At 62.1% G+C, this 5,620-nt stretch carries 3 protein-coding genes and 1 pseudogene; all 4 read right to left on the reverse strand.

Translation table 11 applies throughout. From position 1 onward, the window contains the following. Positions 1-529: pseudogene (locus AC1D34_RS01735) on the reverse strand (preprotein translocase subunit SecA); the annotation flags it as partial. Between the two features lie 145 nt (positions 530-674). Continuing rightward, positions 675-2,822, reverse strand: a complete 2,148-nt coding sequence (locus tag AC1D34_RS01740) for a site-2 protease family protein (RefSeq protein WP_476823337.1) — start codon at positions 2,820-2,822, stop codon at positions 675-677. Between the two features lie 19 nt (positions 2,823-2,841). Continuing rightward, on the reverse strand, positions 2,842-4,707 hold the full coding sequence (locus AC1D34_RS01745; RefSeq protein ID WP_476823338.1) for a GAF domain-containing protein: 1,866 nt from the start codon (positions 4,705-4,707) through the stop codon (positions 2,842-2,844). Positions 4,708-4,747: 40 nt separating this feature from the next. Beyond that, entirely contained in the window at positions 4,748-5,581 is an 834-nt protein-coding gene (locus tag AC1D34_RS01750) for a SapC family protein (protein WP_476823339.1), read from the reverse strand. Between the last annotated feature and the right edge of the window lie 39 nt (positions 5,582-5,620).

Raw genomic sequence — 5,620 nt, forward strand, 5'->3', positions numbered from 1 at the left:
CGCTTAGCCCGAGGAAACTGTAGAGCGGAGCCATTTCGTCAGCATCCCGCTGGGCGAGATAGTCATTGACCGTGATCACGTGCACCGGCACGCCCGCGAGCGCCATTGTGCTGGCCGCCAATGTCGCAGACAGCGTCTTGCCCTCGCCAGTCGCCATTTCGACCAGCTTGCCTTGGATCAGTCCCCACCCCGCGAGCAGCTGGGTATCATAGTGGCGGATGCCCAGCGTGCGCGTCGCCGCTTCACGCACCAGCGCAAAGCACTCGCCAACCATCGGAGCTTCCAACCCATTGCGCCGCAGCCGTCGGCGAAGTCCTGCTGCAAGCGTTCGAAGCTGCGCATCCGAAAGCTGCCGCATCGCCATATCGTGCTTCTCGACTTCCAGCAGGATGGCCCGTAAGGCCGTGCTCGGGCTGCGAACGGCATGCGCCACCGATCTTGTCGAGGTCGTAATGAACTGCCCAATCCGGTCATGCCAGGTGCTCGGCAGCTCTCGCCGTTCCGAGTACGGTGTGCCGGTCGCGAGCACACCCGCATCCGCGAGCAGCTCATTGAGAGTTAGCCTCCCGTTCAAGATCGCCCCCATGATACCGCGACCGCAAGTGCCCTTTCCGTTCGCCCGAAATCGGTCGACAGAGAAGAATTCGCGCTCATTTAAAAGATTGGAGTATGCGCTAGACTCCGAAGCGAGACAAAAACAGCAGCCGTCCGGCGCGGTACCAACGGAAGGCGAGTGGCTCAGGCCGATGCTCGAAGCGCACGAAGGCGCGCTGCCCGAAGTATTGAACCAGGCCTGGATCCTTGAGCTCGATATCGAATTGGAACATGCGCTCGAAAGCCTTGATGTTCTTCTGGTCGCGCGCATCGACCGCAATCTGGCCGCCGCCCTCGGTGGTCAGTGCACGACTGGGGAGAAACTCCTCACCAGCCGGCACCTCGCGCACGATCCGGCCCTCGAGCGTTTTGTCGAGCTGGCCCGCTAGCTTGAGTACCACCCGCTGCGTGTCAAGCCTGGCCTTGTCGACCGCATCCTGTGCGATGATCACACGGATCAGCGGGACTGTTTCACCGATGACGTAGCCGAGCAGTTCGCCGCGTTGATAGAATCGACCGACCATATCTTCGATCTGCGGCCCGATGAACCGGCCCGTGCTCTGGGCGCGGATCGTGAGTTCTGACTCCCGTTCGCGCAAACGCGCGAGAGCGGCCCGCTCCTGCAGCAGCCGTTCCATCGTGATCTGCGCCTTGTTGTGGTCGCTGGCGAGTTCCATCGCATAGGTCGCTACGAGYTCCACGACACGCGCCTCGCCAACGCGCACTTGCGTGGTCAAGGCCGGATCGCGCGAGACCATGACGACATCGCCCGGTTTGACCGTCGTTCCCGGCGACACCAACACGTTTTCCAGAAAGCTGTTGGCGCCGGTCCGCAACAAGAACTCTTCGGGCAGCCAGATCACACCCTCGGTGGATGTGTGGCCCGGGGCCGGCCACAGGAAGATCGAGACGACGGCAAGTCCAAGGATTGCAGTCGTTGCCGCGATGGCGCGTAGGCGCCTGCGTCGTAAACGCGGGTGGCCGACCAGATGCCGGGCGCCTTTGATCGCCGGCAGCAGCACCATGGCACCGAGCGACCACAAAGCGAGCAGAACGCCGACTATGAAGAAATGACTGGCGATGTAGATCGCGATCACGATCGTGACGCCGATCCGGTAGAGCGTCGAGGCGCAACCGTAAAACAGCAGCCAGCATCGTTCGGCCCAATCGGCAGCTGGTGAAGTCGCCTCCTCGACGCCGAACACATAGCGTTCGAACAAGTAGGACCAGTATCTGAGCGAGCGCGACGCCAGATTGGGAATTTCGATGAGGTCGGCCAAGATGTAATATGCATCGTACCGCAACAGCGGATTGCCGTTGAAGACTAGGGTCGAAACCCCGGCGATCACCGTGACATTGAACAGCACGGCACGGACGACCCCCGGTTCCACCATCGTCCACAGCAGAAATGCGATGGCCGCGAAGCAGAGTTCGACCAGCATGCCGGCGGCGCCGACCAATGCGCGCTGATATTTCGATTTGAAGGTGGCTGACGCACTTGCATCGACATAGGGCACGGGAAGAAACACGAGAAACAGCACGCCGAGATCGTGGACCTCACCGCCTCCCGCCTTTGTCGCCGTCGCGTGCCCCATCTCGTGCAGGATTTTCAGCACCGGGAACACCAAGAACGCCACGAACAGATTGTCGACCGACAGCGCCTGATCGCGGAAGCTGTGGCTGAGGTCGGGCCAATGCTGCGGCAGGAGCACCAGCGCCGGTAGCACCACTGCAAGCCACAGAAACGCGCCCCAGACGGTCCACAGCGGCCGGACCAGGCCGTGAATTCGATTGAGGAAGGCATCCGGATCCCAGAGATGCAAGCGAATTGCCATCGGATTGCCGAAGGAATGCCGGTAGCGCATCCGCTCTTCACGCTCGCCGCGCGCCAGCAGCTCGGTCACCCGGGGCGACATGTCACTTTGCAGCAGGTCACGCGCGTGGAGCTGGCCGAGCAACTGTATGACCTGGTCCTGGGTCGGTGCATCTTCGCCCAGTTGGCGATTGGCGATCTCCCAAATGTCCTCGACGGTTCGCCGCCCGTCCATCAGCGCCATAAGTAGCCGCGCCGCCGGGGTGAAGCGATGGGACCTTCCCGAGGCAGCGTCCTGCAAGACGAACCAGACTTCACCGCGATATTGGTGCCGAAAGAGGCGCGCATGCGATCGGAGCCGCGGCCGCAGGGCCGAGACGCGGTACCACAAACTGCTGAGTGTCGGCGTAGTCACGCTCCGGTCCCAAGCTCCTTCACGGCATGAATTTCCAGATCAGCGTCCGCGTCCAATCGATCAAACCGCGCGTATAGATCCAGATCAGGCTACTCTCGACCGTCGAAATCTTGCCGACGCCTTCCATTCCTGGTCGGATCCGATCCGACGCCGAGTCAAGCCGCGCCTCGACGCGGAAGAAATTGCGTCCGTCCTGCCCCTTCGCCACCGGCGTTATCTGCTGCACGGTGAAGTCGAGGCGATCGTCAGGCAGGCCTGTGACGGTCAACTGCCCCTTCTGGCTGATCCGGACCAACGCGATATCGCGCTCGTCGACGTCCAGTACGATGCGGTACGCATCCATCGGCGCGATCTGGAACAGCAACTTGCCCTGCTCGACCGGTGTGCCGAGCAGTTGGCTAAGATCGCCCGTTACCACTACGCCGTCGATCGGCGCCGTCAGTGTGGCCCGTCTCAGCTTGTCGTTCGCCAAGGCCATCTGCGCTTCGGCTTGGGCGATCTGGGCCGACAGCACCACCAAGCTGCCGCGATCCTGTGCCGCGAGCGCTTGCCGCTGCTTGCGCACGAGCTGTTCGCGTTCCGAGGCGAACTTCGCCAGTTCCAGTTTGATTTCGCGATCATCCAGCCGGCTAAGCAGCTGCCCTGCCTTCACCGTATCGCCCGCCCGCGCCTTGCTCTCGGCGATGTGCCCTTCGAACGGCGCGACGACCGCGCGTTGCACAAGCCCCTCAACGACGGTCTTCGCCGGGACTCGATAGGTGTCCTTGACAAAAGCCATGGCCGCAGCCACCGCAAGAAATGCAGCAAGCACAGCCTTGAGGCCGAGGTACCGCGGCCCGAGCACGACCTCCCCGACAGAGCTGAACGAGCGCGCCGTCCGCCGCAGGGTTCCGAGTTCGTTCTCTTGTTTGAGCGCGAAGATCGGGCCGAGAAGGCGGCCGAGCGTTGAACACAGCTCAACAGTCTGAGGCTCGAACGGCATGGAGTTGCTGCGCTCGAGCGTCATCACGCCGACAATATGCCCATCGTCCAATAGCGGGGCGGAGCAGATGCCGGTGTCGTTGAAGGAACTCGCCAGCTCGGCGTGCGCGATCGTCGCCAGATCGCCTGCCTCCGCCGGCGGGTAGATCACCGTGTCGTCGAGATCGAGCGTCTCATCCATCGCCTCATTGATGAAGCGCACAAGGTTCATCCGCGCATCGAAGGTCGCGGTGTTTGAGATGACCGAGACCTCGATGGCACCGCGCTTGAGGAAGCCGATGCTGACGCGCTGGCAATCCAGGCGGGCTGCGAGCTCGTTGCAAACGGCGAGTGCGGCTGCTGTCAGCGTCCGCTCGTGAACTGCCACCGCGAGTACATCCATCGCTTGTGCAGTGCGGCCGAACTGGCTTTCTCGGACGGTGAGGCTTTGTTGCCGGAATCGGTCGACCAACCAGGCACTGGCCCAGTGGACGCGGCGGAGCATGCCTTGCAGCGCAAGTCCCGTGCTCGAAGTGACGTCGAGGATCACGGCGCCGTACAGAACGCCCGACACCTCGATCGGGTACCCGATGAAAGCCGTCTTGCGCAGCTCGGCGACGCTACGATCATCGGAAACGACGATGCCACGGCGCTCCTTGAGCACCTGCTCCGCGACCGGGGCAAGGTACTGCAGGTTCTTCGCCTGCGAGGGCCAGACGGCGGCGGGCGTGTAGGCGCCCTTCTCGTCCGGCCCCAGAACCAGGAATGCCGCTTTGACGCGCTCCAATTGCAGGCACAGTATCGCAAGCCAACTGGCACAGAACTCGCCGCTATCCTTTGCGCTCGAGAATCTCGACCAGTTGAAGGCCTCTTCGCGGGCGAGTTCATCGGCCTCGGTTGAGTAGATCGACGTTGCAGCGTCCATGAGATGCTCTACGCGACCCAGAGGGGTTTACGCCTCACCGCTAGACCGGTGCATCAGCGGGATGGTGCGATGCCTCGTTGGCTTCGACTTTCTCAGGCTCGCCTGCGTCGGGCTCCTCGCCATCGTCGCGCGAAGCAGCAGCCACGGTACCCTGCAATTGCTGGCGCCCCAGGCGATCCTTCAACCGATCGAAGATGCGCATCGAGTTGAGATGCAGATACATCAACTCCAATTCGTCAGTCTTTGCCAAAGCCGAAAGCGTCTCGCCGCTCAGCGCCTTGAGCTTGGCGCGGTCGATCGCCATGAAGCCGCTTAGTGAGAACTGGCTCCCCGGCCCGAACGAGACTTGCGCCTGCATCGGCTCGAACAGGTCGAGTTCCTTGAGCTTGGCGCAGAAAGCCTGAGTCCGCTGGAAGTGTGCCTGGTAATCCTGCAGAAATTTCAGGACGCTCTCTACGTATTGTGTTGGCTTGCCGTCTTGGTCAAACAGCCGCTCGCCGCGGCCCTCGCGGTTGAACCCCTCGAACCGCTCATCGATGCACAGCAAGAACCGGTCTTCATCCTTGGAGAACACGAACGGGTAGCGGCGCACGAAGGCCGGCACATATTTGGCGTCCCAGGCGCCATCCTCGGTGAGGTAAAGATTTTGCTTGTCGCGCAGCCCGAGGATAACGGCGGGCAGCACATCGTTTTCCGACGCCACGAAAACGATCGGGTATTCGCTCGCCGCAAACGGAAACTCGACCGCCATCAGCGGGACCGAATTCACCTCGCCGCTGAAGGCATAGTCCTGCCGCGCCTCGACCGAGCAGTCGAAGTGGCGCGCTCCGGTGACCGGGACGGCGCTGCGATAAATCAACAATTGGGTATTCATGTTTCCCCTCAGTTTCAGCTTTCCGAATTACGTCTTAGC

It is taken from the genome of Allobosea sp. P1_A7 (genome assembly GCF_056406775.1).